The organism is Streptomyces sp. NPDC055632 (genome assembly GCF_053618675.1).
Genome location: NZ_JBSHHY010000021.1, coordinates 59,976 through 85,085 on the forward strand (window position 1 = coordinate 59,976; position 25,110 = coordinate 85,085).

The window sequence follows — 25,110 nt, forward strand, 5'->3', positions numbered from 1 at the left end:
CGGAGTGGTCGAAACGAGTGTCCAGGAGCAGAAGGCGGTGCGCGGGTGAGCTCGGGAGGTCTGGAGCTGCCCCCAGGGGACGCGGATCGGGACGGAGGTCCGGCCGGCCCCGCCGAGGCGCCGCCCGGAGCGGCCGCACCCCCGGGGGCCGGTGTGCCGCCGGGCGCGGGCGCGCCCTCGGGGGCCGGTGCGCCGCCCGGCACCGTCGCCGTGACCAGGCCGGTCGAGATAGGGGCCGAGCTCGACTGGGACGCCGAGGCCTGGAGCGAGGTCCGCACCCGGGCCCAGCGCGCCGGCCGCGCCTACATCTGGCTGAATCTCGTCGAACAGCGCCTGCGGGCCGTCGTCGCCGCCGTCCTGCGGCCCGTGTACGAACCGGTCCACGGCGAGGAGTGGGTGGTCGCCGCCGCCGGCCCGGCCGGCCAGGAGTGGGTGCAGCGCGCGGTCGCCGTGCGCGAGGTCTCGCGCCGCAAGGGCTACCTCCTCGACCCGGCCGACGACAACGTCCTGAGCTTCCTCACCCTCCCGCAGCTCCGCGAGCTGATGGTGCAGCACTGGCCCTGCTTCGAGCCCTACTTCGACGACCGGCGCGAGGTCGAGCTCGCCCTCGACGAGCTGGAGGTCACGCGCAACGTGGTCTCCCGCAACCGGGCCCTCTCGCTGACCGTCCTCGCCCAGTCCGAACGCGCCTCCGCCCGCATCCTGGAGATCCTCGGCAGCGGGGCCGGGGTCCCGTCCGCCGACCGGCTGCCCGTGGACGCCGTCGAGGACCTCGTCGGCGACCGGTACGCGGACGTGGTGCAGGTCCACCCCGACCGGGTCCGGCTCCAGCGGCAGCTCCCCGCCGAGGACCTCTTCGGCGGCGCCCGCCGCCTCGACGCCACCGGCATAGGCCTGAACCTGCTCGTGCAGAACTTCTCCGGGCGCCGCATGGTGCGCCTCGCCGAGTCCGGCTGCCGGACCCGGCTCCTCTTCCTCAACCCCGCGAGCAGCGCCGTCAAGCGCCGCGAGCGCGAACTCGGCCTCAAGAAGGGCGAGCTGAGCCGCTCGGTCGAGATGAACATCCTGCACATGCGCCGGGTCCGCTCCAAGCTCCGCGACCCGGGCGCCTTCCAGATCCACGTCTTCGACGAGACCCCCCGCTTCACCGCCTACCTGGTGGACGGCGACGGCCCCGACGGGGTCGGCGTCGTCCAGTCCTACCTGCGCCGCGCCCGGGGCATGGAGGCCCCCGTCCTGGTGCTGCGCGGCGGCGGCCGGAACGTGGTCCGCCACGACCGGCACGCCCGCGACGGGGACCACGGACTGTTCGAGACGTACCGGGAGGAGTTCGAATCCGTCTGGCTCGACTCCCGGCCCGTCTCCTGATCCCCCGGTACGAGGGGGACCCGAGGCGGTTGTCAGTCCCGCGTGCGAGGGTGGTCAGTACCACGGGGGAGATCACGTAAGGAGGACCCGATGGCTTGGCACGGCGAGACGCTGGTCGGCTTCGACCTGGAGACGACCGGCACCGACCCGCTGGAGGCCCGCATCGTGACGGCCTCGGTCGTGGAGGTCGAGGGCGGGGGACGCGTCGCGCGGCGGCGGGACTGGCTCGCCGACCCGGGGGTCGAGATCCCGGAGCAGGCCGCCGCGATCCACGGCATCACCACCGAGCGCGCGACGGCCGAGGGCCGGCCGGTGGGCGAGGTGGCCGACGAGATCGCGCGGGCCCTCGCGGAGTACTGGGAGGACGGCGTCCCGGTCGTGGCGTACAACGCCTCGTTCGACCTCACGCTCCTCGCCGCCGAGCTGCGCCGCCACGGACTGCCCTCGATGGAGGAGCGGCTCGGCGGGACGGAGATCGGCCCGGTCGTCGACCCGTACACCATCGACCGCGCCGTCGACCGCTACCGGCGCGGCAAGCGGAACCTGGAGGCGGTCTGCGCGGAGTACGACGTCGTCCTCGAATCCGCGCACGAGGCCGCCGCCGACGCGCTCGCCGCCGTCCGGGTCGCCGTGGCGATAGCCGAGCGGCACCGGCGGGTCGCCGAGCTGAACCCGGCCGAGCTCCACGCGCGCCAGATCGACTGGTACCGCGCCTGGGCCGAGGACTTCCAGGCCTTCCTGCGCCGCAAGGGGAACGCGGACGCGGTCGTCGAGACCGCGTGGCCCCTGCGCGACGCGGTCGTCCCGGCGCGCTAGGGGCCGTCGGGACGACCGGTTCTCCTCGCGACCGGTTCTCCTCACGGCCGGTGCTCCTTGCGGCTAGTTCTCCTTGAGGAAGGAGAGCAGCAGCTCGTTCACCTTCTCCGGCCGGTCGAGCTGGAGCCAGTGGCCCGCGTCCTCGACCCGCTCGTAGCGCCAGCTCCCGGCGACGTGCTCGCCCGTACGGGACATCGAGCGCTCGGTGAGGAAGCGGTCGCCCGTCGACCAGACGCCCATCACCGGAACGGCCTCCGGAAGCGGCGGCGCCGACCTGTCCGCGCCGAACAGGGCCTCCGGCGGCAGCCCCGCCCGGTAGATGTTCAGCGCGGCCGTCAGCGCGCCCGGCGCCCGCAGCGGCTCGATCACCGACTCCGCGTCCGGGTGCTCGGCCAGCATCTCGCGCAGCTGCGCGAAGTCGTTCCGCGCGAGCCAGTCCTCGGCGACCCCGGCGAGCTGGAACAGCAGCATGTACCAGGAGCGCTGCCGCTGCTCCCAGCCCGCCTCCAGGTTCGCCGTCAGGTGCCCCACCGACAGCAGGGTCAGGCTCCGCACCCGGTCCGTCACCGCGTGGGCGAGGCCCTGGGCCACGCCCGAGCCCCAGTCGTGGCCGACCAGGTGGAACCGGTCCACGTCCAGCCGGGCGAGGAGTTCGAGCAGGTCGCCGGCGTGCTTCGCCGGGTGGTACGCCTCCGGGCCGCCCCCGGGCCGGTCCGACGCGCCGAAGCCCCGCAGGGTGGGGACCACGCACCGGAAGCCCGCCGAGGTCAGGGCCGGGACCTGGTGGCGCCACAGGTGGCGGCTGTCGGGGAAGCCGTGCACAAGCAGCACGGCCGGGCCCTCACCGCTCACCTCGACGTCCAGCGTGACGTCCGACAGCTCCACCCGCATCGCAACTCCCTGGTCCCGTCGTCCGGTTCGACGGGATCATGATGGCAGAGCGGGCGTGCCCCGGTCGGGTGCGGGTCAGAACGGGTACCAGCGCACCTCCGGGTCGCCGTCCCGCAGCGAGGCCACCCGCCGCTCGAACTCGGCCAGCGCCTTCGGGTTCGTCGGCGCGTGCTGGGCCACCCACGCGCAGCTCGCGGTCTCCCGCGCTCCGCGCAGCACCGCGCACCCCTCCCACTCCCGCACGTCCCAGCCGTACGCCTCCGTGAAGGCGTCGTACGCGGCCGGGTCGAGGCCGTACCGGTCCCGGGAGAGGGCCAGGACGACGAGGTCGTGCTCGCGCAGGTCCGAGGAGAAGGTCTCCAGGTCGACCAGGACCGGGCCGTCGGGGCCGACGTGGACGTTCCGGGGCAGGGCGTCCCCGTGGATCGGGCCCGGGGCCAGGTGCGGGGTCAGGGCGGCCGCCGCCGGGGCGAAGGAGTCGCGCCGCTCGCGCAGGAAGGCCGCGTCCGCCGGGTCGATCGCGTCCCCCGCGAGCCGCAGCCACCGCTCGACGCCGCCGAGCAGCTCGCGGCGGGGGAGCGCGAAGCCCTCCGGCTCCGGCAGGGCGTGGACCCGGCGCAGCAGCGGGGCGAGGTCCCGGGGCTCGGGCGGCCGGACCGCCCCGGGCAGCCGGTGCCAGAGGGTGACGGGGTGTCCCGCCACGAGCCGGGGCCCCTCCTCCGCCGCCCGCACGGCCGGGACACCGGCCTCCGCGAGCCAGGCGGCGAGCGCCAGCTCCCGTTCCGCCCGTCCGAGCAGCTCGGCGTCCCGGCCGACCTTCACCACCAGGTCGCCCACGGCGAAGACCGCGTTCTCCCCGAGCGCGAGGAGCTCGGCCTCCCCGGCCGGCAGCCCCGCCCCGTCCAGGACCTCCCGTGCCCGCGCCTCGTCCATCGACCTCTCCCTCACCTGTGCGTTCGCGTCGAAGTCTCGCATCCGCCCGGGCGCGGCGACCGGGCGCCCGCCCGCTATCGGAGCAAATGGACGGTTCGCGGACGGCCCGTCATTACGAAACCTTGTTGAAAAAGTCACAGTAGGGTGAAGGTCCTTCTCCCGCCCCCCTTCATCGGACAGTGTTCGAACCGGCCACCGTGCCGCCCCCCACGAGGCGCGGTGGCCCTTTCGCGCCCGGACCAGGGGAACGACCGCGACCAGGGGAACGACCGCGACGGCGGGTCCGGGCCGTAGGTTGGGGCCATGACGCAGACATACGCGGCGCTGCTGCGGGGCATCAACGTGAGCGGGCACCGGAAGGTCCCCATGGCGGAGCTCCGTTCCCTCCTCGAAGGCCTCGGCCACGGAGGCGTCCGCACCCACCTCCAGAGCGGGAACGCGGTCTTCACCACGGACACGGGGGCCTCGGAGGACGAGCTGACGGCCGCGCTCGAAGCCGCGATCGAGGACCGGTTCGGGTTCCGCGTCGACTGCCTCGTCCGGGACGGCTCCTACCTCGCCGCCGTCGCCGACGCCTGCCCGTTCCCCACCGCCGGGATCGAGGGCAGGCAGCTCCACGCCCTCTACTTCTCGGGCCCTCCCGACGCCGAGCGCTTCGCCGCGATCGACCAGGAGGCCTACCGTCCCGAGGCCTTCGCCCTCGGCGACCGGGTCCTCTACCTCTACGTCCCCGACGGCCTCGGCAGGTCCAGGCTGGGCGAGGTCGTCTCCCGGCCCGCCCTCTCCGAGGGGTTGGTGGTCACCGCCCGCAACTGGAACACGGTCCTCAAGCTGGTGGAGCTGACCCGGGAGGGCTGAGGGGGCGACCCGAGGGCGGCCGGCGCCTCCGACGGCGGCCCGCCCGTGGCTCGTTCGGGCAGGGCCGACGACGACGCCGTACGCCCGGGGCTCATCCCGGCAGGGCCGCCCCGGGGCGCAGGGGGTCGACGAGGACCCCCGGGTTCAGGATCCCGGCCGGGTCCAGGACCGCCTTTCCGGCCCGCAGGGCGGCGGCGAAGAGGTCGGGGCGCTGCCGGTCGTACCAGGGCCGGTGGTCGCGGCCCACCGCGTGGTGGTGGGTGATGGTGGCGCCGCCGGTGACGAGCGCCTCGGAGACCGCCTGCTTGATCTCGTCCCACTGCCGTACGGTGTCGCCCCACCGGCCCGTGGCGTAGATCCCGAAGTACGGTGCGGGGCCGTCGGGATAGACGTGGGTGAAGCGGCAGGTCACCACGCCCTCCGCGCCGACCTGGCGCAGGGCGTCGCGGGCCGCGGCGTCGACGGACGCGCGCAGGGCGTCGAACCGGTCCCAGGTGCAGGCCGTCTCGAAGGTCTCCACGATCATGCCCTGGGCGGCGAGGGCGTCCCGCTGGTAGGGCATGCGCAGGAAGGAGTCCCGCCAGGTGCCGGCCGCCCCGGTGCGCGCGGACCGGTCGGCGGCGTCGGTGTGGCGCGCCGGCTCGGACAGGGTGCCGCCGTGGTCCCGGCACAGTTCCAGGGCGCGTTCCATCCACGCGTGTACGGGATGGTCGGCGGACTCGAAGCCGAGCACCAGGACGGCGGTGGGCGACCCGGCGTTGACGAAGGCCTCGACGGGGTCCAGGAGGCGGCAGTTGGCCGGGTCCAGGCCGGACTGGGAGAGGGCGCGCACCGCCCGTACGCCCGCGTCGTGGTCCGCGAACCCCACCGAGGCGTCCGCGCGCCACCGGGGCCGGTCCTGGAGGCGGACCCAGGCCTGCGTGATGACGCCGAGCGACCCCTCCGAGCCGAGGAACATCCGGTCGGGGGACGGCCCGGCGCCCGAGGCCGGGAGCCGGCGGGACTCCACGACGCCGCGGGGGGTGACGACCCGCAGCGATTCGACGAGGTCGTCGATGTGGGTGAGGCGCGTCGCGAAATGCCCTCCCGCCCGGGTGGCCAGCCAGCCGCCGAGGGTGGAGAACTCGAAGGACTGGGGGAAGAACCGGAGCGTGTGGCCCGACGGGCGCAACTGCTCCTCCAGGTGCGGGCCGAGGACCCCGGCCTGGACGAGCGCGGCCCGGCTGGTGCGGTCGACCTCCAGGACCCGGTCCATCGCGCCCAGGTCCAGGCTGACCGTCCCGGCGTAGTCGTCGCCCACGCGGGGTTCGACGCCGCCCACCACGGACGAGCCGCCGCCGAAGGGGACGACGGCGACGCCCGCGCCGCCGCACCAGTCCAGGACGTCGACGACCTGCTCCTCCGAGGTCGGGCGCACCACGAGGTCGGGCACGTGGGGCAACTGCCCGAGCAGCGCCCGCACCACGTCGCGGAACGCCTGTCCGTGGCTGTGCGCGAGCCGGTCGCGCACGTCCTCGGAGGCGATCGGCGCCAGGGCCGGCGGTGGCTCGATCCTGCTCCGGCCGATGCCGAACGACTCGATCGCGGGGGGCTCGTGCACGGTCGGGTCGGCTCCCGGCAGCATCGCGACGGTGCGGCGGGCGAGTTCCTCCCGTTCCCGGCCCGTCACCGCGTCCTCCTCGTTCCCCCATCCCCACCACGAACGCGTCGTGCCCCTCATGAACGCACCGCCGATCCGGACGCCGGGTAAGTTACCTGCCGGTCACATTCGCACGGGGCGGGCCCGGGGACAAGACCGGCGACGACCGCGGGCGAGAAGATCCACAGAGGTGATCCACCGGGGTGGTCCGCCGCGGAATTCCCCGGCGCCTGGAGTTCGTCGACGCGACCGGTGTCACCCGGAGCGACAGATCCGTGGAGGGGGTCGGCGACGCGTACTGGTCCCAGGCGAAGGTGCCCGGGACCTTCCGGCAGGAACGCGACCCGAGCGAGTACCCGTTCGGCGGACAGGACGTGACCATGTCCCGGAGCTGGAGCGGGACGACCTGGCCGGCTTCATCAGGCAGGCCCGGCCCGCCCACGTGGCCTTCCGCGTCTCCTTCATCCGTCCTCCACCGGTGGGCCGACCCCGAGGAAAGGGCCTCGGCACGGCGGACCAGGGCCGTACGGGCCCTACGGCCTCACCCCGACGAACGTGTGCGTGATGCCCGTCTGCCAGCCCGGCTGCGGCAGCGCCCGCACGTCCGTGAAGCCCGCGCGGCGCAGCCGGCCGGCGAAGGCGGGCGCGGTGTCGAAGGCCAGGACGCTGCGCCACAGGTGCCGGTAGAGCACCTCGTCCCCGTGGCGGCGCCCCCACGGCACGACGACCGCGCCCATCACCGCCGACCACACCGCCCGGTGGGCGGCCCGGCCCCCGAGGGCGTACTCGTGGACGACCAGGCGTCCGCCCGGCCGCAGGACCTCCCGCACCCGGTCGAGGGCCCCGTCGGGATCCGCGACGTTGCGGAACAGGTAGGCGGCGAAGACCGCGTCGTACGGGCCGCGCACCCCGGCCTCCGCCAAACCCTCCACGGGCGCGTGCACGAAGGAGACCCCGGGCGGCCACGGCTTGCCCCGCGCCCGGTCGAGCATCCCGGCGGACGCGTCGACCCCGGTGACGGACGCCCCGGGCGCGGCCCGGAGCAGCGCCCGCGTCGACGCCCCCGTACCGCAGCCGAGGTCGAGCACCGACCACCCGCGGCCCGCGCCGGGCAGGGCGAGGCGGCGGGCGGAGCGGAGCAGGTGCCGGTGGTAGCCGGGGCTCGCCGAGGTCATCCGGTCGTAGGTCCGCGAGGCGCGGTCGAAGGCGTGGGCGAGGTCGGCGTCCCGCAACAAGGTCATGGCCTGCTCCTCCGTCATGGATTCCCGCACCGGCTCGCCGGGGGCTCCCGCACCGGGCTCCGCCCGTAGTGTCGCCCGTCCGGGGGGCGGACACGCGCGGCGCCGGGCGGTCATTGGGCCGGGCGGCCCAAGGAACGGTGCATCCGATGCCCCCGGCGGTACTGAATGACCCGTGAGGACGAAGAGATGCCGCCCGGCGAGCGAGGGGTGAACCGATGCGCGTGCCCGATCCACTTCAGGTAGACGAGGGGGTGCCGGCCGCCGTCGAGGACCACCTCGCCGCCGTCCTCCGGCAGCGGGCGGCCGACGCGGCGGACGCCGACCCGGACTTCGCGTCCGACATCGCCGACCGGGTGGCGGCCTTCGCCCTGGGCGGCGGCAGGCGGCTGCGCGCCGAGTTCCTGTGGTGGGCGATGCGGGGCAGCGGCGGCGGGGCGCGCGAGACACCGGCGGCCCTCGGAGTCGCGGCGGCCCTCGAACTGATCCAGACGTGCGCCCTGATCCACGACGACGTGATGGACGGCTCGCCCCTGCGCCGGGGCCGCCCCGCCGTGCACGTGCAGCTCGACGCGCTGCTCGGCACCGGGGAGCGCGCGCTGCCCTGCGGCACGTTCGGCGGCGCCGCCGCCGTCCTCGCCGGCGACCTGGCCCTCGCCTGGGCCGACGACGCCTTCGTCGAGTCCGTGGCGGGGCTGCAGTCGGCACCCCGGGCCGCCGGGGTCTGGCGGGTGATGCGCACGGAGATGGTCGCGGGCCAGTACCTCGACCTGCGCGGCCAGGTCACGGGCGACGGCTCGGCCGAACGGGCGGCGCGCACGGCCGTCCTGAAGACGGCCCTCTACTCGATGGGACACCCCCTGGCCCTGGGCGCCACGCTCGCCGGAGCGCCCGAGGGAACGGTCCGCGCGCTCCGCGAGGCGGGGCGGTCCGCCGGGCTCGCCTTCCAGCTCCACGACGACGTGCGGGGCGCCTTCGGCGACCCGGCGGCCACCGGTAAGCCGGTCGGCGAGGACATCCGGGAGGGGAAGGCGACCTACCTCCTGGCCGTCGCCGGGGAGCGGTGCGCCGAGCTGGGGGACCGGGCGGGGCTCGGACTCCTGGAGCGGATCACCGGCGGAGCCCGTACGACCGAGGAGGACGTGGACCGCGCGCTCGACCTGCTCGTCGCCTGCGGGGCCCGGGACCGGGTCGCCCGGCGGGTCGAGGAGCTGTGCGCCCGGGGCGCGGAGACGGTGGCGCGCGCCGGGCTCGCGCAGGGGGCCGCGGACCGGATCGGAGAGCTCTTCGGAGCGGCCTGCGGACTGGAACCGGGACGCGCCACCGCCCCGCCGGAACCGCCCGCGCCACCCGCGCCCGCCGTCCCGCCCACCCTTCCGGTCCTGATCGGGGAGGCCCGGTGAGGACGATCACGGGACCGACGGACCACGTCGTCGTGGTGGGCGCGGGCCTCTCCGGGCTCGCCGCCGCCCTCCACCTCCTCGGCGCCGGACGCCGGGTGACCGTCGTCGAGAGCGACCCGCTCCCGGGCGGCCGCGCCGGCCGCCTCGACCTCGGCGGCTACCGGACGGACACCGGGCCGACCGTCCTCACCATGCCCGACCTCCTCGACGAGGCCTTCCGGGCGGTCGGGGACTCCCTGCGCGCCCGGGTCGACCTCGTCCCGCTCCACCCGGCCTACCGGGCCCTGTTCGCCGACGGCACCCGCTTCGACGTGCACACCGACGCCGATGCCATGGAGGCCGAGGTCGCCGCCTTCGCCGGGCCCCGCGAGGCCGAGGGGTACCGGCGGCTGCGCCGCTGGCTGGAGGAGCTGTACGGGCTCCAGAAGCGCCGCTTCATCGACGCCAACTTCGACTCGCCCGCCCAGCTCCTCCACCCCGACCTCGCCCGGCTCGCCGCCCTCGGCGGCTTCGGCCGGCTCGACCGGGCCGTGGGCCGCTTCCTGTCGGACGAGCGGCTGCGGCGCGTCTTCTCCTTCCAGGCCCTGTACGCGGGCGTGGCGCCCTCGCGGGCCCTCGCGGCCTACGCGGTGATCGCCTACATGGACACCGTCGCCGGGGTGTACTTCCCGCGCGGCGGGATGCACGCCGTACCGGCGGCCATGGCGGACGCGGTGGTACGGGCCGGCGGCACCGTCCGGTACGACGAGCCGGTCACCGCGCTCGAACGCCGGGGCGAGCGCGTCACCGCCGTCCTCACCGAACACGGCCGGATCCCCTGCGACGCGGTGGTCCTCACCCCGGACCTGCCCGTCGCCTACGGCCTCCTCGGCCGCGAACCCCGCCGCCCCGTCCGGCTGCGGCACTCCCCGAGCGCGGTCGTGATCCACGCCGGGACGGACCGCACCTGGGACCGGCTGGCCCACCACACGATCTCCTTCGGGCACGCGTGGGAGGGCACCTTCCACGAACTGATCGACCGGGGCCGCCTGATGAGCGACCCCTCGCTCCTCGTCACCCGGCCCACGGCCACCGACCCCGCGCTCGCCCCGCCCGGCCGCCACCTGCACTACGTCCTCGCCCCCTGCCCGAACACCCGCGTCGGACCGGACGCCGCCCACTGGGGCGAACTCGGACCGCGCTACCGCGACGCGCTCGTCCGCGAGCTCGAACGCCGGGGCCTCGACGGCTTCGGCGACGCGATCGAGGAGGAGGCCCTGGTGACCCCGGCGGACTGGACGGCACGGGGGCACGCCGCCGGCACCCCCTTCTCCGCCGCCCACACCTTCGCCCAGACCGGCCCCTTCCGGCCCCGGAACCTGGTGCGGAGCACGGCCAACGCCGTCCTCGCCGGCTGCGGCACCACCCCCGGCGTGGGCGTCCCCACGGTGCTCCTCTCCGGGAAGCTCGCGGCGGCCCGGATCACCGGCGGCCCCGCCCGACCCGGCCGGCGCCCCGCGCCACCGACGGCGGACCGGACGCGGATGCCCGGCGCGAGCGGAGCCGCGCGATGACGGCCCGGGAGCTGGACGCGGCCGGCATCACCGACCCGCGCCTGCGGGCCGCGTACACCGCCTGCCGGCGCCTGAACGCCCGCCACGGCAGGACGTACTTCCTGGCCACCCGCCTCCTGCCCGTCGACCGGCGCTCGGCCGTCCACGCCCTGTACGGCTTCGCGCGGCGCGCCGACGACATCGTCGACGACTTGGGCACCGACGCGACGACGGAGGAGCGCTCCGCCGCCCTGGACGTCCTGGAGAGTCAGTGGCGGCACGCCGTCCAGGGCGGGGAGGTCCGCGAACCGGTGGTCATGGCGGCGGCCGACGCCCGCGCCCGCCACCACATCCCCGAACGCCACTTCACCGACTTCCTGGCGTCGATGCGCAGCGACCTGACGGTCGAGCGGTACGCGACGTACGCCGACCTCCACGCCTACATGCACGGCTCGGCGGCCGTCATCGGACTCCAGATGGTCCCCGTCCTCGGGACCGTCGTCCCCCGCGCGGAGGCCGAGCCGTACGCGGCGGCCCTCGGCCGGGCCTTCCAGCTCACCAACTTCCTCCGGGACGTGGGCGAGGACCTCGACCGGGGCCGCGTCTACCTGCCCCTGGACCTCCTCGCCGCGTACGGCGTCGATCCCGACCTGCTGATGTGGAGCAGGATGACCGGCTGCCGGGACCCCCGGATCACCGCCGCGCTGCGGGCCGCCGCCGCCCTGACCCGGGGCGTCTACCGCGAGGCCGAGCCCGGCATCGCCCGGCTCGCCCCCGTCTCGGCGCCCTGTGTGCGGACCGCCTTCGTGCTGTACCGCGACATCCTGGCGGCCATCGAGCGGGACGGGTACGCGGCGGTGCACCGCCGGGCGGTCGTCGGCCGCCGCCGCCGGGCGGCCGTGGCGGCGCGCGGCCTGGTGGGCGCCCTCGCCGCCCGCACCCTGCCGGAGCGCGCCCGCACCGCCCCCGCCGTCCCGGCCGTGCCGCGCACGGAGGTGCGCAGGACGTGGGCGAGGAGCGGGGCCGAACTCGACCGCGCGACGCGGACGGCGGACACGACGCACACGACGCACACGACGGGGACGATGGGGACGGCAGGGACGACGGGGGGCGGTGAGCGGTGAGCGCGATGCGGAGGCCGGAGATCCCGCTGCGGCTGCGCCGGAACGCCGTCGCCTGGGAGCGGCAGCGGCCGACCTGGCGGGACGCCAAACCGGCCCTGATCGCCGAGGCCCTCGACCGCGCCCGGACCCGCCCCTCGGGCAACTGGTTCGTCGTCGGCGGCAGCCGCGACCTCAAGGACGGCAGGCCGCTCGGACGGACCGTCGCGGGCACCGAGGTGGTCCTGTGGCGCGACGACGGGGGCACGCCCCACGCGGGCCCGGGGGCCTGCCCGCACCTGGGGGCGCCGCTCAAGGACAGCGTCGTGCGGTGCGGGACGCTGATCTGCCACTGGCACGGACTCGCCCTGGACGGCGGCCCCTTCGCGGGCTGGGCACCGTGGCCCGTCCACGACGACGGGACGCTGCTCTGGGTCAGGCTCGACCGGGCGGGCGGCGAGCCCCCGACGGAGCGGCCCCTCGTGCCCGGACGCCCGCCCGCGGACGGGGCGGTCGCCGCCGTCTACACGGGCGTGGGCACCTGCGAACCGGAGGACGTCGTCGCCAACCGGCTCGACCCCTGGCACGGCGCCTGGCTCCACCCGTACTCCTTCGTCGACCTGGAGGTGCTGCGCACCCCGACGGAGGAGGACGACGAGCTGGAGGTGGAGGTGTCGTTCAAGGTCGCCGGGCGGGTCGTGGTGCCCGTCCGGGCCGTCTTCACCGCGCCCGGCCCGAGGACGGTCGTCATGCGGATCACGGCGGGCGAGGGGACGGGATCGGTGGTCGAGACGCACGCGACGCCCCTGACCCCGCCCGGCGCCCGGCGCCCCCGCACGGCCGTCGTGGAGGCCGTCGTCGCCGGCTCGGACCGGCGGGGCTTCGCCGTGGCCCGCCTGGCGACGCCGCTCCTCCGCCCGGCGATGCGGGCGGCGGCGGCCCGCCTGTGGCGCGACGACCTGGCGTACGCCGAACGGCGCTGGTCCCTGCGGGCGCGGGGGCTGTTCCCGGGCTGACGTACGGCGTTGGGGCCCGGGACTTCCCGTACAGCGGCCGGTTCAGTACTCCCCGTACGCCCGGGCCGCCGCCCTCAGGACCGCCGACCGGCCCCGCCGGGGCACCGTCCACAGCGTCTGGCCCCGCAGGCCCCAGCGCCACAGGTGCGCGTTGGCGGCCAGGAAGCCCGTGGTGGCGGCCCGTTCCATCAGCGCCACCGGGAGGTCGGTGCGGACCAGGTCCCCGGCGACGGTGACGGTGGGGTCGGGGGTGTCGACCGAGGGCCGGTCCGCGTGGCTCCCGACGGCGAAGAGCGGGCAGTCCCGCCGCCACTCGTCGCGCCGGTCGACGATCCGCGCGGCCGCCGTCTCCGGGTACACGCGGTGGAGGCGTTCGACCAGCTCCCGCGCGACCGGTTCCGGACCCGCCGCCGCGTCCGCCGCGTAGGCGTGCAGCTCGACCACGGAGCCGCCGGTCTTCCCGGCCCAGCGGGCGGCCTCGCCCTCCCACCGGTCGAGGACGCTGATGTTGTCCAGCGGGCCGTGGCCGCCGGTCCCGAGGAAGCCGGGCCGGTCGGGGGCCACGGGACGGTCCAGCCAGAGCCGGGTGACCAGGAACGGCGGGGCCGTGCGCAGCGCGGCGACCCGGGCGCGCCAGGACTCGTCGCACAGCGAGGGCGAGGCCGCCGCGACGGCCCGGAGCCCGCCGGTGTCGAGCGCGAGGACCACCGCGTCGACGCGCTCCGTCCCGCTCGGGCCGTGCACCAGGTGGCCCCCGCCCGGCGAGGAGTCGATCCGGGCGACGGGGGCGCCGGCGCGGATGTCGACGCCGTGACCCTCCAGGTAGCGGGCGAGGGGGTCCCACAGGGCCTGCGGATAGGGCTCGTCGGGCACGTCGAAGAGCAGCCCCTCGGAGGAGCCCAGGAAGTAGATGTGGAACATCAGGGCGAGTTCGGCCGCCGACAGCTCCCCGGGGTCGGCGAAGAAGCTGCGGGAGAAGACCTCGAACGCGAGGTGCCGGGCCTTCTCCGGGAAGCGGATCCGGTCGAGCAGCTCCCGCGCGCTCACGTCGTCGTACCGCCGGTGGACGCCGGGCAGGCGCACGTCCAGGAGGGGCAGCGCGGCCCGGGGGTTCATCCGGGCCAGGTCCCGCGCGCCGAAGGAGGGGCTGAGCGCGGCGAAGCCCACGGCGCTCCACGGCGGCGTGCGGGGCACGCGCGCGAAGCTGTCGTACAGGCCCGAGCCGTGCAGCAGGGGGTAGTCGGGCAGCGGCCGCAGCCGCTCCAGACCCGGATCGACGCGCCTGAGCAGCCCGCGCAGGTTGTAGTACTGCCGGAAGAAGGCGTGGAAGCCCCGGCTCATCGTCGCGGCGGAGCCGTCCGCGAGCTCCACGGGCCACCCGGCGAGCCGGCCGCCGAGCGACGCCTCGCGCTCGTACAGGGTGACGCGGACCCCGCGCTCCGCGAGGACGGTCGCGGCGGCGATCCCCGCGATCCCGCCCCCGACGACCGCGCAGCGCGGCCCGTCCCGGCCCGCCCGGTCCCGTCCGGGGTGCGCGGGCAGGACGGCCGCCCGGCGGTCGCGGCCGCGGCGCGGCACCGGGGGCCGCTCCGGGGCCGCGTGGTGGTCACGACCGGTCATCGGGGACCGCTCCGGGGCCGAGGGGTGGTCACGACCTGTCATCGGGGGCCTCCTGGTGCGGTCCCGGGCGGGGGCGCCGGGGGAGTAGGGGGACTTCGGCCGCCGTGCGGAGCATGGCGGGGACGGGCGTGCGCAGCCCGATGGAGAACTCCTCGGCCGGGCCGGTGGCACCGTCCAGGAAGCGGAGCAGGCGCTCGCAGGGGACGCGGGCGAAGAGCCCGGTGAAGAAGGCCGGGCCGTCGATCCGTCCCGTGTCGAGGCCGCGCAGCAGGACGGAGTCCATCGCGAGCGCCCGGGAGGAGTACGCGGACGGGGGCACCGGGCGGCGGCCCCGGTGCAGGGCGTCCGCGACGGCGCGTGCCTGCCGCTGGATCGCCGCGAAGGCGTACCCGGTGGAGGGACGGACGGCCCCGCCCGCCGCCCCGACCCGGAAGACGTGCCGGCCGGCCTCGCGGGGGTGGCGGCCGTCGCTCATCGGGATGACCCCCTGCTCGGTGTCGAGCACCCGGAAGGGGCCGAGCCGCAGCACGTCCCGGGTGTACCGGGCCAGGGCCCGGTCGTAGGCTGCGGGCGTCAGCGGGGCCCGGCCGAACTCGGTGTACTCGACGAGCGCCTCGTACGGGCCGGTGGGCAGGACGTAGCCGAAGGAGAGGCCGTGCGCCGGCTGGGGCGTGCGGAAGTCCATCAGCTCGACGACGTCCGGCGCGAACACCGGCCGCTCGGTCCGCACGAACCAGCCCCGGAAGTGCTGGAGCAGGGCGGTGCGGGCGGGCGGCGCGGCGGCGGGCGGCCGGGAGTCGAAGACCCAGCGGGCCGGGAGCCGCGAGACGGTCCCGTCGGCCGCGCGGCAGACCACGACGGCGCCGCCCGGCCCGTCGGCCACCTCCTCCACGACGGCCTCGACCCGGCGCAGCGCGGAGAGCCTCGGCCGCAGGCCCCGCTCGAACTCCCCGGAACGCAGCATCTTGTACCGCAGGCCGCCGAGGGACCGCACGGGACCGTCCCCGTCCGGGCCCCGCACCCGGAGCCCGCCCCAACTCGCGGTCAGGAAAGGGTCGTACGCGCCGGACCCCGCCTCCCAGAAGCACCAGGTGCGCTCCGGGGGCCGCAGCGGGCCCGGCGGGGCCTCGACGAGGGTGACGCGGGGGGCGGGGACGCCGTCCGGGGGCGCGAGCAGCCGCCACGCGAGGGAGAGCCCGGCCGCGCCGCCCCCGACGACGACCACCTCGGTGCCGGTGTCCACGGGCGTCCGTCACCTCCCCTCACGTCACCTCGGAAGCGGTCCCGGTGGGTGTACCCGGGAACGGGGGCGATGCGTGGCCCCGTGCTGCATTCGGCCCATCGGGGGGCGGCGGATGCGGAGGGAGGAGAGGTGTCGCGAAAGTTCGGGGCCGGGTGACGGGCCCCTCATGGGCCGGGTCGGCTCAGCCGGCCGCCGCCGTCACCCGCTCGGCCGCCCGCGCCGCCCCGTCGTACCGGGCGAGCAGCAGTCGGGCCAGCTCGGGCGAGGGGCCCAGGACGTCCGCCAGGACGTCCGCCTCCGCCGCGCCCGCGGCGATCCGGTCCGGGAGGCGTCCCGGCGCGATCACGTACGGGGCGACCGCCACCTGCCGCACGCCCGGCTCGGCGCGCAGCGTCCGTACGGCGTCTTCCGTACGGGGGAAGCCCCCGGCAGTCACAGCGGAGGCGAACGCGGGCCGCACGGAGCACCAACCGGTGCGCCGCAGCTCCCGCGCCGTTTCTGCGATCACCGCGATCGCCTCCGGGTCGGTGGAGCCCGCCGAGGCCAGGACGACCCCGGTCGCGCTCTTGTCGCCGGGCGCGAGCCCGGCCTCGTACAGCCGCCGTTCCACCGCCGCGACGAGCAGCGGCGACGGGCCCAGGACCTCCGCCTGCCGGATCCGCAGCGCGGCGGGGGCCTGCCGCAGGACGGCCGGCACGTCCGCCTTCGCGTGGAAGGCGCGGGTCAGGAGCAGCGGCAGCGCCACCACGTCCCGTACCCCCTCGGCGGCGAGCCGGTCCAGGACCCCCGTCACCGACGGCAGGTTGAAGTCCAGGAACGCCGTCTCCACGCGCAGCCCCGGCCGCAGCGCACCGGCCCGGCGCACCAGCGCCTGGACGGTGGCCGCGTGCCGCGGGTCGCGGCTGCCGTGGGCGATCATGAGGAGGACGGAGGGGTGGTTCACGGTGGTTCAGAGCTCACTTCACGAGCAGGCCGCGGCTGCGGAGCACCCACCGCTCCAGCGGGCTGAAGATCAGCAGGTCGATCGCGATGCCGACGATCAGGATCAGCAGGATCGCCAGGAACACGCCGGGCAGGTCGATGTTGTTGCGGCCGTTCTCCAGGAGCTGGCCCAGGCCGAGGCCCAGGTCGGGGGAGGAGGCGATGATCTCCGCGGCCATCAGCGAGCGCCAGGAGAACGCCCAGCCCTGCTTCAGGCCCGCCAGGTAGCCGGGCAGCGCGGCCGGGAGGACCACGTGCCAGGTGCCCTTGAGACCGGTGGCGCCCATGGTGCGGCCGGCCCGCAGGAACAGCGGCGGGACCTGGTCCACGCCGGAGACCAGTCCGTTGGCGATGGACGGGACGGCGCCGAGCAGGATGACGGTGAACATCATCGCGTCGTTCAGGCCGAACCAGAGCACGGCCGGCGGCACCCACGCCACCGAGGGCAGCGACTGCAGACCGGACAGGATCGGACCGATCGCGGCGCGCACGAACTTCACCCGGGCCACGAGCAGGCCCAGCGGGGTGCCGATGGCGAGGGCGAGCAGGAAGCCCGCCAGGCCCCGGGACACGCTGGTCCAGATGACCTCCAGGAGGGTGCCCTGGAGCCACATGTCGACCAGGCCGTCCCACACCGCGGACGGCGCGGGCAGCTTGGTCTCCTCGGTGATCCCCGCGGAGACGAGGACCTGCCAGACGGCGAGGACCAGGGTGACGGCGAGGGCGGGCGGGAGGACCTTCTTGACGAGGACCTCGCGGACCGGGGTGCGGCGGATCTCGACCGCGTCCAGGGCGTCGAGCCCGGCCTCCAGACCGGCGAGGTCGTCCGCCTTGGCCTTCGGGGCGGTGTCAGTGCTGGCCATGGCGGCGGATCTCCCCACGCAGGTGTTCAGTGATCTCGACGGACAGCTCGGCCACGTTCGCGTCCTCGATGCGGCGCGGCTGCGGGATGTCCACGGTCCACTCCTTGGCCACCCGGCCGGGCCGGGAGGAGAGCAGGACCACGCGCTGGGCGAGGCGGACGGCCTCGCGCACGTTGTGGGTGACGAAGAGGACGGAGAGGTTCGTCTCCTCCCAGATGCGGGTGAGCTCGCCGTGCAGCACGTCGCGCGTGATGGCGTCCAGGGCCGCGAACGGCTCGTCCATCAGCAGGAGCTGGCTGTCCTGGGCGAGCGCCCGGGCGAGGGCCACCCGCTGCCGCATGCCGCCGGACAGCTCGTGCACCCGCTTGCCGTACGCGCCGCCGAGCCGGACGAGTTCGAGCAGCCGCTCGGCCTCCGTCCCGCGCTCGGCCCGGGGCACTCCGCGCAGCCGCAGGGCGAGTTCGATGTTCTTGCCCGCGGTCAGCCACGGGAAGAGGGCGTGCTCCTGGAACATCAGGGCCGGCCGGCCGCCCGGGGTCGCGATGGACCCCTGGGTCGGCCGGTCCAGTCCCGCGACCAGGTTCAGGAGCGTGGACTTGCCACACCCCGAGGCCCCCAGGATGGTGACGAACTCGCCGGGCGCGACGTCGAGGCTGACGTCGTCCAGGACGAGCTGGGTACCGGCCGGGCCGGTGAAGGACTTCGAGACGTGCTCGATCCGGGCGGCGTGCGTCCGCTCCGCCGCCGTGCCCTCGGCCGCCTTGGCGAGCGTCGTGGCCATGGTCGTCACCTCCTGGGGTTCGTGGATTCGCCGTCGGTTACTTGGCGCCGAGACCGGCGTCGGAGACCTCGGGCTTGCCGGCGGCCTTCAGCACCTTGTTGAGGAGCGTCAGGTCGTAGATGCCGGCCAGGTCGGGCTGCTTGATGAGCCCGGCCTTGACGGCCCACTCGGACTGGGTCTTCAGCGTCGTGGCCAGCGGGTCGTCGGTGATCGCGATGCTGGGCCACGCCGGGTCGATGACCTTGGCGTCCAGGGCCTTGCCGCCGAGGCTCTTCAGGGCCGCGTTGGCGGACTCCTTCGCCTTGTCCGGGTTGGCGTTGATCCACTCGTTGGTCTTCACCGTCCCCTTGAGGACGGCCTCGACGACGTCCGGGTGCTCCGCGAGGAACTTCTGCGACACGATGATGTTCGTGATCACGAACTTCTTGTCGGGCCACAGGCTGGTCTCGTCCAGGAGGACGGACCCGCCCTGGGAGACCAGCTTGGACGCGGTCGGCTCGGGCACCCAGGCACCGTCGATCGAGCCGGACTTGAAGGCGTCCGGGGTGACCTTGTTGTCCGTGCGGACGACCGAGACGTCGCCCTTGCCGGACTCGGGGTCGACCTTCCAGCCCTTCTCGGAGATCCAGTTGAGGAGCGCGACGTCCTGCGTGTTCCCCTTCTGCGGGGTGGCGATCTTCTTGCCCTTGAGGTCGTCCAGGGTCTTGATCTTCGCCGGGTTCACGACCAGCTTCACGCCGCCGGAGGCGGAGCCGGAGACGATCCGCAGGTTCTGGCCCTTGGACTTGACGTACGCGTTGATGGAGGGCGAGGGGCCGATGAAGCCGATGTCGAGGGAGCCGCCGTTGAGCGCCTCGATCTCGGACGGGCCGGCGTTGAAGGTCTGGGGCTTCAGCGTGGTGGCGCCCAGCTCCTTCTGGATCAGTCCGTCCTGGACGCCGATCAGCGCGGTGGCGTGCGTCAGGTTCGGGAAGTAGCCGATCCGCACCTCGGAGGCGGAGAGCTTCTTCGCGTCGGCCGCGACCGGAGCCTTCTTGTCGGAGGACTCGTCCTTCTTCGCGTCGGAGCCGTAGCCGCACGAGGCGAGCGTGCCGATCAGCAGGGGCAGGGCGGCGGCGGCGACGATGCCGCTGCGCAGCGTCTTACGGGTGGTGCGGGAATTTCCGATGGCAGACACGCGAGGCTTTCCTCTCGGCACGTGGTCTCATGACACACGTCTTCGGCGGTGGGACAGGGGCGGGTACGGCTCGTGGGGGGTGCGGGCGCGCAAGCGGTGCGCGTACGTCATCGCGCACATCGCGCCACCCCTCCCTGGCCGCTGCCGAGGGTGCCGCTGCCGACGCGGCCCCCCTCCTTCGCGAAGGTCGAGTAGATGTCGGAGAGCATGTCTAGAAGTCCCATCCTTCCTCGTCCTCGGTCGCCGCGACGGCCTTGGCGGTGGCGAAGGACTCGCCCGCCATGCCGGCCGCGAGCGTGGTGCCGTCCGCCGGGTCGATCAGCAGGAACGAACCGGTGCGGCGTGAGTCCGCGTACGCGTCCAGCGCGAGCGGTTCGGCCGTGCGGACCACCACACGGCCGATGTCGTTGGCGACCAGCTGCCCGGGGTCCGGGTGCTGGGAGAGGTCGTCCAGGGTCAGCCGCGAGGGGATGTCCTTGACGATCGCCTTGACCGTGCGGGTGGTGTGCTTGAGCAGGACCCGCTGGCCGACCGCGAGCGGCCGGTCCGCCACGTGGCAGACGGTCGCCTCGACGTCCTGGCTGGTGGCCGGGGCGTCGCCGGTCGGGGCGAGCAGGTCGCCGCGCGAGACGTCGATGTCGTCCGCGAGCCGGATCGTCACCGACTGCGGCGCCCACGCGATGTCGACGGCCTCGCCGAGCGCGTCGATCGCCGTGATCGTGGAGGTCTTCCCGGAGGGCAGTACGGTGACCTCCTCGCCGACCCGGAAGGCCCCGGCGGCGATCTGGCCGGCGTAGCCCCGGTAGTCGGGGTGCTCGGCGGTCTGCGGCCGGATCACGTACTGCACGGGGAAGCGGGCGTGGCAGGCCGTCAGGTCGTGGCTGACCGGGACCGTCTCCAGGTGCTCCAGGACCGTCGGACCGCCGTACCAGTCCATGTTCGCCGACGGCTCCACGACGTTGTCGCCGGCCAGCGCCGAGATCGGGATCGCCGTGATCTCCGGGACGCCCAGCTCGGAGGCGTACGTGGTGAACTCCTCGGCGATGGCGGCGAAGACGGGCTCGGCGTAGTCGACGAGGTCCATCTTGTTCACGGCCAGGACCACGTGCGGGACGCGGAGCAGGGCGGCGACGGCGGCGTGCCGGCGGGTCTGCTCCACGACGCCGTTGCGGGCGTCGACCAGGACCACGGCCAGCTCGGCGGTCGAGGCGCCGGTGACCATGTTCCGGGTGTACTGCACGTGCCCGGGGGTGTCGGCGAGGATGAACCGGCGCCGGGCGGTGGCGAAGTAGCGGTAGGCCACGTCGATGGTGATGCCCTGCTCGCGCTCGGCCCGCAGGCCGTCGGTGAGCAGCGCCAGGTCGGGCGCCTCCTGGCCGCGGGAGCGCGAGGCGTGCTCCACGGCCTCCAGCTGGTCGGCCAGGACCGACTTGGAGTCGTGCAGGAGCCGGCCCACCAGGGTGGACTTGCCGTCGTCGACGGAACCGGCGGTCGCGAAGCGCAGCAGGGTGGTGGCCGCCGCCAGGTCGGCCGGCTGCTCGGTGGACGTGCTCATTAGAAGTACCCTTCGCGCTTGCGGTCTTCCATCGCGGCCTCGGACAGCTTGTCGTCGGCCCGGGTGGCGCCCCGCTCGGTGAGCCGGGAGGCGGCGATCTCCGCGATCACCGCGTCGAGCGTGGTGGCGTCGGAGTCGACGGCGCCGGTGCAGGACATGTCGCCGACGGTCCGGTAGCGGATCAGCCGGGTCTCGACCGTCTCGGTCTCCTTCGGGCCGCCCCACTCGCCGGCGGTCAGCCACATGCCGCTGCGGGCGAACACCTCGCGCTCGTGCGCGAAGTAGATCTCCGGCAGCTCGATCCGCTCCCGCTGGATGTACTGCCAGACGTCCAGCTCGGTCCAGTTGGACAGCGGGAAGACGCGGACGTGCTCGCCGGGGGCGTGGCGGCCGTTGTAGAGCTGCCACAGCTCGGGGCGCTGGCGGCGCGGGTCCCACTGCGAGAACTCGTCGCGCAGGGAGAAGACGCGCTCCTTGGCGCGGGCCTTCTCCTCGTCGCGCCGCCCGCCGCCGAAGACGGCGTCGAACCGGTGCTCCTGGATGGCCTCGGTCAGCGGCACGGTCTGCAGCGGGTTGCGGGTGCCGTCGGGGCGCTCGCGGAGCTTTCCGGCGTCGATGTACTCCTGCACGGAGGCGACGTGCAGCCGCAGCCCGTGCTGCTCGACCGTGCGGTCGCGGTACTCGATGACCTCGGGGAAGTTGTGCCCGGTGTCGACGTGGAGCAGCGTGAACGGCACCGGCGCGGGCGCGAACGCCTTCAGCGCCAGGTGCAGCATGACGATGGAGTCCTTGCCGCCGGAGAAGAGGATCACCGGCCGCTCGAACTCCCCCGCCACCTCGCGGAAGATGTGCACCGCCTCGGACTCCAGGGAGTCCAGGTGCGACAGCGCGAACGAGCCGTCGGTCGTGTCGTGGACGTGGGCGACAGTGGTCACAGCAGACCCTTCTCGGTGAGCAGCGCGTGGAGCTGCGCCGCGGACTCCTGCACGGTCTGGTTCTGGGACTCGATCCGCAGGTCGGGCGCCTCGGGGGCCTCGTACGGGTCGTCGACCCCGGTGAGGCCGCTGATCTCGCCCGCCGCCTGCTTGGCGTACAGGCCCTTCACGTCGCGGACGGAGCAGACCTCGACGGGGGTGGCCACGTGCACCTCGACGAAGGCGGTGCCCTCGGCGTGGTGGCGCTTGCGGACGGCCTCGCGGCTGTCGGCGTACGGGGCGATGACCGGCACCAGGACCTTCACGCCGTGGGAGGCGAGGAGCTCGGCGACGAAGCCGATCCGCTGCACGTTGGTGTGCCGGTCCTCGCGGGTGAAGCCGAGGCCCGCCGAGAGGAACTCGCGGATCTCGTCGCCGTCGAGGACCTCGACGCGGTGGCCCTCGCCGCGCAGCCGTCCGGCCAGCTCGTACGCGATGGTCGTCTTGCCGGCGCTCGGCAGGCCGGTGAGCCAGATGGTGGCACCGGTCACGTGGTTCTCCCGGGAGGTCTCTGAAGGGGGGCGGGGGGTCGTGGTCATCAGCCGTGCAGTCCGCACTCGGTCTTGGCGCGGCCCGCCCAGCGTCCGGCGCGGGCGTCCTCGCCCTCCAGGACCCGGCGGGTGCAGGGGGCGCAGCCGACGGAGGCGTACCCGTCCATGAGGAGCGGGTTGGTGAGGACGCCGTGCTCCGCGACGTACGCGTCGACGTCGTCCTGGGTCCAGCGGGCGATGGGCGAGACCTTCACCTTGCGGCGCTTCTCGTCCCAGCCGACGACCGGGGTGTTCGCCCGCGTCGGGGACTCGTCGCGGCGCAGACCGGTGGCCCACGCGCGGTACGCGGTCAGGCCCTCTTCGAGGGGGGCGACCTTGCGCAGCGCGCAGCACCGGTCGGGATCGCGGTCGTGCAGCTTCGGACCGTACTCGGCGTCCTGCTCGGCCACCGTCCGGCGGGGCGTCAGGGTGATGACGTTGACGTCCATGACGGCGTCCACGGCGTCACGGGTGCCGATGGTCTCCTCGAAGTGGTAGCCCGTGTCGAGGAAGACGACGTCCACGCCGGGGCGGACCCGGGAGGCGAGGTGGGCGACGACCGCGTCCTCCATGGAGGAGGTGACGCAGAAGCGCTCGCCGAAGGTGTCGACGGCCCAGCGGAGGATCTCCGTTGCGGGGGCGTCCTCCAGCTCGCGGCCGGCCCGTTCGGCGAGTGCCTTGAGGTCGGCCGCGGTGACGTCCTGAGCGATCGTCATGTCTCGTCCCTTCCAGAAGGATTGCCCGAAGTCCCCGGGGCGAGCAGCCCCAGGAACTTCAACTGGAAGGCCCGGCTGCACGCGGCGCATTCCCAGGCGCCGTGACCCTGCTCGTTGGGACGCAGGTCCTCGTCGCCGCAGTAGGGGCAGAAGAACGGTGCGGCGCGCTCGCTCACGACAGGGCCTCCTCGGAGGCGCGGGCCGCCCAGGTCGCGAAGCGCTCGCCGGTCTCGCGCTCCGCCTGGAAGCGCTTGAGGACCCGCTCCACGTAGTCGGGGAGCTCGGCCGCGGTGACCTTGAGGCCGCGGACCTTGCGGCCGAAACCGGCCTCCAGGCCGAGCGCGCCGCCCAGGTGCACCTGGTAGCCCTCGACGCGGTTGCCCTCGTCGTCCAGGACGAGCTGGCCCTTGAGGCCGATGTCCGCGACCTGGATGCGGGCGCAGGCGTTCGGGCAGCCGTTGATGTTGATGGTCAGCGGCTCGTCGAAGTCCGGGACGCGGCGCTCCAGTTCGTCGATGAGCGAGGAGCCGCGGCCCTTCGTCTCGACGATCGCCAGCTTGCAGAACTCGATGCCGGTGCAGGCCATCGTGCCGCGCCGGAAGGGCGAGGGGGTGACCCGCAGGTCGAGCGACTCCAGGGCGGCGACCAGCGAGTCGACCTGGTTCTCCTCGATGTCGAGGACGAGCATCTTCTGCTCGGCGGTGGTGCGGACCCGGCCGGAGCCGTGCGCCTCGGCGACCTCGGCGATCTTCGTCAGGGTGGCGCCGTCGACGCGGCCGACGCGGGGTGCGAAGCCGACGTAGAACCGGCCGTCCTTCTGCCGGTGCACGCCGACGTGGTCGCGCCAGCGGCCGGCGGGCTGCTCGGGGGCCGGGCCGTCCGTCAGCTTCCGCTTCAGGTACTCGTCCTCCAGGACCTGCCGGAACTTCTCCGGGCCCCAGTCGGCGACGAGGAACTTCAGACGGGCGCGGTTGCGCAGCCGGCGGTAGCCGTAGTCGCGGAAGATCGAGATGACGCCCTCGTACACGTCGGGCACCTCGTCGAGCGAGACCCAGGTGCCGAGGCGGACGCCGAGCTTGGGGTTGGTGGAGAGGCCGCCGCCGACCCACACGTCGAAGCCGGGGCCGTGCTCCGGGTGGCGCACGCCGACGAAGGCGATGTCGTTGATCTCGTGCGCCACGTCGAGCAGCGGCGAGCCGGAGATCGCGGACTTGAACTTGCGGGGCAGGTTGGAGAAGTCCTTGTTGCCGACGATCCGGCGGTAGATCTCGTCGATGGCGGGCGTGCCGTCGATGATCTCGTCGGCGGCGATGCCGGCGACGGGGGAGCCGAGGATGACGCGCGGGGTGTCGCCGCAGGCCTCGGTGGTGGACAGGCCGACCGCCTCCAGGCGGTTCCAGATCTCGGGGACGTCCTCGATGCGGATCCAGTGGTACTGGACGTTCTGCCGGTCCGTGATGTCGGCGGTGCCCCGGGCGAACTCCTCGGAGATCTCGCCGACGACCCGCAGCTGCTCGGTGGTCAGCCGGCCGCCGTCGATGCGGACCCGGAGCATGAAGTACTCGTCGTCCAGTTCCTCCGGCTCCAGGACGCCCGTCTTGGTGCCGTCGAGGCCCTGCTTGCGCTGGGTGTAGAGACCCCACCAGCGCATGCGTCCGCGCAGGTCGTTGGGGTCGATGGAGTCGAAGCCGCGCTTCGAGTAGACCGTCTCAATGCGTGTCCGCACATTGAGACCGTCGTCGTCCTTCTTGAACTGCTCATTGCCGTTGAGGGGGGTGAAGTGCCCCACGGCCCACTGACCCTCGCCGCGGTGACGTCCGACCTTGCGGCGGGCGGCGGCGGGGGTGGGGTTTTCCGGGGTGGCGGCCATGGCGTT

At 74.5% G+C, this 25,110-nt stretch carries 23 protein-coding genes; 7 read left to right on the forward strand and 16 right to left on the reverse strand.

Features of this window, described 5'->3' with window-relative positions; all coding sequences use genetic code 11:
• Nucleotides 1–153 precede the first annotated feature (153 nt).
• Nucleotides 154–1,368 (forward strand): SAV2148 family HEPN domain-containing protein, encoded by a 1,215-nt coding sequence (locus ACWGSR_RS24750; RefSeq protein WP_453569147.1) that lies wholly within the window; start codon nt 154–156, stop codon nt 1,366–1,368.
• 90 nt (nt 1,369–1,458) lie between these two features.
• Complete coding sequence (locus ACWGSR_RS24755) at nt 1,459–2,184, forward strand: 3'-5' exonuclease (RefSeq protein ID WP_376231945.1); 726 nt, start codon at nt 1,459–1,461, stop codon at nt 2,182–2,184.
• Nucleotides 2,185–2,247: 63 nt separating this feature from the next.
• On the opposite strand, the gene ACWGSR_RS24760 is transcribed toward ACWGSR_RS24755, so the two are convergent.
• Together ACWGSR_RS24760 and ACWGSR_RS24765 are read right to left on the reverse strand one after the other, a co-directional pair.
• Nucleotides 2,248–3,075: an alpha/beta fold hydrolase gene (locus tag ACWGSR_RS24760; RefSeq protein ID WP_453569059.1), complete on the reverse strand. Its 828-nt coding sequence runs from the start codon at nt 3,073–3,075 to the stop codon at nt 2,248–2,250.
• A gap of 75 nt (nt 3,076–3,150) precedes the next feature.
• On the reverse strand, nt 3,151–4,008 hold the full coding sequence (locus ACWGSR_RS24765) for a phosphotransferase enzyme family protein (protein ID WP_453569061.1): 858 nt from the start codon (nt 4,006–4,008) through the stop codon (nt 3,151–3,153).
• A gap of 303 nt (nt 4,009–4,311) precedes the next feature.
• Between ACWGSR_RS24765 and ACWGSR_RS24770 the strand changes: the two genes are divergently transcribed.
• Nucleotides 4,312–4,866, forward strand: a complete 555-nt coding sequence (locus ACWGSR_RS24770; protein ID WP_376231941.1) for a DUF1697 domain-containing protein — start codon at nt 4,312–4,314, stop codon at nt 4,864–4,866.
• A 91-nt stretch (nt 4,867–4,957) separates the two neighbouring features.
• Here the strand turns inward: ACWGSR_RS24770 and ACWGSR_RS24775 are convergent, their stop codons facing one another.
• Nucleotides 4,958–6,586: an FAD-binding oxidoreductase gene (locus ACWGSR_RS24775; RefSeq protein ID WP_453569063.1), complete on the reverse strand. Its 1,629-nt coding sequence runs from the start codon at nt 6,584–6,586 to the stop codon at nt 4,958–4,960.
• Nucleotides 6,587–7,038: 452 nt separating this feature from the next.
• Nucleotides 7,039–7,746: a methyltransferase domain-containing protein gene (locus ACWGSR_RS24780; RefSeq protein WP_376231938.1), complete on the reverse strand. Its 708-nt coding sequence runs from the start codon at nt 7,744–7,746 to the stop codon at nt 7,039–7,041.
• A gap of 221 nt (nt 7,747–7,967) precedes the next feature.
• Here ACWGSR_RS24780 and ACWGSR_RS24785 point away from each other — a divergent pair, with 221 nt between their 5' ends.
• The 4 genes from ACWGSR_RS24785 to ACWGSR_RS24800 are packed head-to-tail and all read left to right on the forward strand — an operon-like array spanning nt 7,968 to nt 12,794.
• The gene (locus ACWGSR_RS24785) at nt 7,968–9,146 is read left to right on the forward strand and encodes a polyprenyl synthetase family protein (RefSeq protein WP_453569065.1); all 1,179 of its coding nucleotides are present in this window, start codon (nt 7,968–7,970) and stop codon (nt 9,144–9,146) included.
• Nucleotides 9,143–10,699 carry a phytoene desaturase family protein gene (gene crtI, locus ACWGSR_RS24790; RefSeq protein WP_453569067.1) on the forward strand — a complete coding sequence of 519 codons (1,557 nt, stop codon included), beginning with the start codon at nt 9,143–9,145 and terminating at the stop codon, nt 10,697–10,699. Before ACWGSR_RS24785 ends, crtI begins: the two co-directional genes overlap by 4 nt.
• Complete coding sequence (locus ACWGSR_RS24795) at nt 10,696–11,802, forward strand: phytoene/squalene synthase family protein (RefSeq protein WP_453569069.1); 1,107 nt, start codon at nt 10,696–10,698, stop codon at nt 11,800–11,802. Before crtI ends, ACWGSR_RS24795 begins: the two co-directional genes overlap by 4 nt.
• Nucleotides 11,803–11,807: 5 nt before the next feature.
• Entirely contained in the window at nt 11,808–12,794 is a 987-nt protein-coding gene (locus ACWGSR_RS24800; protein WP_453569149.1) for a DUF5914 domain-containing protein, read from the forward strand.
• Between the two features lie 42 nt (nt 12,795–12,836).
• Here the strand turns inward: ACWGSR_RS24800 and ACWGSR_RS24805 are convergent, their stop codons facing one another.
• From ACWGSR_RS24805 to ACWGSR_RS24860, 12 genes are all read right to left on the reverse strand, one after another.
• On the reverse strand, nt 12,837–14,414 hold the full coding sequence (locus ACWGSR_RS24805; RefSeq protein WP_453569151.1) for an FAD-dependent oxidoreductase: 1,578 nt from the start codon (nt 14,412–14,414) through the stop codon (nt 12,837–12,839).
• Nucleotides 14,415–14,442: 28 nt separating this feature from the next.
• Entirely contained in the window at nt 14,443–15,657 is a 1,215-nt protein-coding gene (locus tag ACWGSR_RS24810; protein WP_453569071.1) for a lycopene cyclase family protein, read from the reverse strand.
• Nucleotides 15,658–15,838: 181 nt separating this feature from the next.
• Nucleotides 15,839–16,576, reverse strand: a complete 738-nt coding sequence (locus ACWGSR_RS24815; protein WP_453569153.1) for a sirohydrochlorin chelatase — start codon at nt 16,574–16,576, stop codon at nt 15,839–15,841.
• A 37-nt stretch (nt 16,577–16,613) separates the two neighbouring features.
• Complete coding sequence (locus ACWGSR_RS24820) at nt 16,614–17,501, reverse strand: ABC transporter permease (RefSeq protein ID WP_366378433.1); 888 nt, start codon at nt 17,499–17,501, stop codon at nt 16,614–16,616.
• On the reverse strand, nt 17,488–18,282 hold the full coding sequence (locus ACWGSR_RS24825; RefSeq protein ID WP_376231929.1) for an ABC transporter ATP-binding protein: 795 nt from the start codon (nt 18,280–18,282) through the stop codon (nt 17,488–17,490). The genes ACWGSR_RS24820 and ACWGSR_RS24825 overlap by 14 nt, the downstream gene beginning before the upstream one ends.
• A gap of 37 nt (nt 18,283–18,319) precedes the next feature.
• Nucleotides 18,320–19,450, reverse strand: coding sequence for an aliphatic sulfonate ABC transporter substrate-binding protein (locus ACWGSR_RS24830; RefSeq protein WP_453569155.1), 1,131 nt, complete (start codon nt 19,448–19,450; stop codon nt 18,320–18,322).
• A 220-nt stretch (nt 19,451–19,670) separates the two neighbouring features.
• Complete coding sequence (locus ACWGSR_RS24835; protein ID WP_453569073.1) at nt 19,671–21,014, reverse strand: sulfate adenylyltransferase subunit 1; 1,344 nt, start codon at nt 21,012–21,014, stop codon at nt 19,671–19,673.
• Nucleotides 21,014–21,949, reverse strand: coding sequence for a sulfate adenylyltransferase subunit CysD (cysD, locus tag ACWGSR_RS24840; protein ID WP_453569075.1), 936 nt, complete (start codon nt 21,947–21,949; stop codon nt 21,014–21,016). Before cysD ends, ACWGSR_RS24835 begins: the two co-directional genes overlap by 1 nt.
• Nucleotides 21,946–22,527: an adenylyl-sulfate kinase gene (gene cysC / locus ACWGSR_RS24845; protein WP_376231922.1), complete on the reverse strand. Its 582-nt coding sequence runs from the start codon at nt 22,525–22,527 to the stop codon at nt 21,946–21,948. Before cysC ends, cysD begins: the two co-directional genes overlap by 4 nt.
• A complete protein-coding gene (locus ACWGSR_RS24850) occupies nt 22,527–23,234 on the reverse strand; it encodes a phosphoadenylyl-sulfate reductase (protein WP_376231921.1) in 708 nt (235 codons plus the stop codon). Before ACWGSR_RS24850 ends, cysC begins: the two co-directional genes overlap by 1 nt.
• Nucleotides 23,231–23,410 carry a hypothetical protein gene (locus tag ACWGSR_RS24855; RefSeq protein WP_453569078.1) on the reverse strand — a complete coding sequence of 60 codons (180 nt, stop codon included), beginning with the start codon at nt 23,408–23,410 and terminating at the stop codon, nt 23,231–23,233. Before ACWGSR_RS24855 ends, ACWGSR_RS24850 begins: the two co-directional genes overlap by 4 nt.
• Complete coding sequence (locus ACWGSR_RS24860) at nt 23,407–25,104, reverse strand: nitrite/sulfite reductase (protein ID WP_376231917.1); 1,698 nt, start codon at nt 25,102–25,104, stop codon at nt 23,407–23,409. The genes ACWGSR_RS24855 and ACWGSR_RS24860 overlap by 4 nt, the downstream gene beginning before the upstream one ends.
• Nucleotides 25,105–25,110: the final 6 nt, after the last annotated feature.

Bases quoted from the DNA above. Each gene is read 5' to 3' on its own strand.
- ACWGSR_RS24850 (WP_376231921.1), bottom strand. From the start codon at position 23,234: ATGACGATCGCTCAGGACGTCACCGCGGCCGACCTCAAGGCACTCGCC.
- ACWGSR_RS24765 (WP_453569061.1), bottom strand. From the start codon at position 4,008: ATGGACGAGGCGCGGGCACGGGAGGTCCTGGACGGGGCGGGGCTGCCG.
- ACWGSR_RS24820 (WP_366378433.1), bottom strand. From the start codon at position 17,501: ATGGCCAGCACTGACACCGCCCCGAAGGCCAAGGCGGACGACCTCGCC.
- ACWGSR_RS24835 (WP_453569073.1), bottom strand. From the start codon at position 21,014: ATGAGCACGTCCACCGAGCAGCCGGCCGACCTGGCGGCGGCCACCACC.
- ACWGSR_RS24800 (WP_453569149.1), top strand. From the start codon at position 11,808: ATGCGGAGGCCGGAGATCCCGCTGCGGCTGCGCCGGAACGCCGTCGCC.
- ACWGSR_RS24780 (WP_376231938.1), bottom strand. From the start codon at position 7,746: ATGACCTTGTTGCGGGACGCCGACCTCGCCCACGCCTTCGACCGCGCC.
- ACWGSR_RS24770 (WP_376231941.1), top strand. From the start codon at position 4,312: ATGACGCAGACATACGCGGCGCTGCTGCGGGGCATCAACGTGAGCGGG.
- cysC (WP_376231922.1), bottom strand. From the start codon at position 22,527: ATGACCACGACCCCCCGCCCCCCTTCAGAGACCTCCCGGGAGAACCAC.
- ACWGSR_RS24775 (WP_453569063.1), bottom strand. From the start codon at position 6,586: ATGAGGGGCACGACGCGTTCGTGGTGGGGATGGGGGAACGAGGAGGAC.
- ACWGSR_RS24860 (WP_376231917.1), bottom strand. From the start codon at position 25,104: ATGGCCGCCACCCCGGAAAACCCCACCCCCGCCGCCGCCCGCCGCAAG.
- ACWGSR_RS24815 (WP_453569153.1), bottom strand. From the start codon at position 16,576: ATGATCGCCCACGGCAGCCGCGACCCGCGGCACGCGGCCACCGTCCAG.
- ACWGSR_RS24795 (WP_453569069.1), top strand. From the start codon at position 10,696: ATGACGGCCCGGGAGCTGGACGCGGCCGGCATCACCGACCCGCGCCTG.
- ACWGSR_RS24755 (WP_376231945.1), top strand. From the start codon at position 1,459: ATGGCTTGGCACGGCGAGACGCTGGTCGGCTTCGACCTGGAGACGACC.
- ACWGSR_RS24805 (WP_453569151.1), bottom strand. From the start codon at position 14,414: ATGACCGGTCGTGACCACCACGCGGCCCCGGAGCGGCCCCCGGTGCCG.
- ACWGSR_RS24760 (WP_453569059.1), bottom strand. From the start codon at position 3,075: ATGCGGGTGGAGCTGTCGGACGTCACGCTGGACGTCGAGGTGAGCGGT.
- ACWGSR_RS24825 (WP_376231929.1), bottom strand. From the start codon at position 18,282: ATGGCCACGACGCTCGCCAAGGCGGCCGAGGGCACGGCGGCGGAGCGG.